The 689-nt window shown below is 62.0% G+C and carries 1 protein-coding gene; it reads left to right on the forward strand.

Annotated features, from left to right (window positions below):
• Positions 1 to 54: 54 nt before the first annotated feature.
• The coding region (locus A5692_RS10815; protein WP_231984286.1) for an acyl-CoA dehydrogenase family protein at positions 55 to 689 on the forward strand (635 nt) is incomplete at its 3' end.

Here is a 689-nt window from a genome sequence, read left to right on the forward strand (position 1 = left end):
AACGGCGAGAAGTGGTACACCTCAGGGGCGTCCATTTCTCAGCTGGCACTGGTGATGGCCAAGACCGATCCCGACGCCCCTCGTCATCGGCAATACACCACCTTCTTGGTGGAGCTGCCCAACGCGGGTTTCGAGATCGTCCGCAATATCCCTATCATGGGCGAATCCGATATCCCCACCTACCAGGGCGAAATCCAGATGGGCCACGCCGAAGTGCGCATCAACGACCTCGTTGTCCCCGACGAGAACATTCTCGGCGGCCGTGGCGAGGGCTTTGCGATGGGGCAGCATCGGCTCGGATACGGCCGGCTCCGGCACGGGATGTGGAGCGTGGCCAAAGCTCAGGCAGCCTTGGATATGGCCACCGCACGTGCGTGCGAGCGTGTCACCTTCGGCAAGCGCGTCGCCGATCGGCAAGGCATCCAGTGGATGCTCGCCGATTGCGCCGAGAAGCTCTACATCACGCGACTGATGATCCTGCACCTGGCCTACAAAATGGAGCACGGGCACGACCTGCGCATCGAGAACTCGATGGCCAAAACCTATATCGCCAACATGCTGATCGAGGTGATCGACACGGCGTTGCAGATACACGGGTCCTTGGGCTACACCCACGACCTGCCGTTGGCGGCCTGGCTCTCAGAGGCGAGAATGAGCCGCATCGTCGACGGCCCCGATGAGGTGCACCG

The organism is Mycobacterium sp. E342 (assembly GCF_001667665.1).
In the GTDB taxonomy this organism is placed as follows: domain Bacteria; phylum Actinomycetota; class Actinomycetes; order Mycobacteriales; family Mycobacteriaceae; genus Mycobacterium.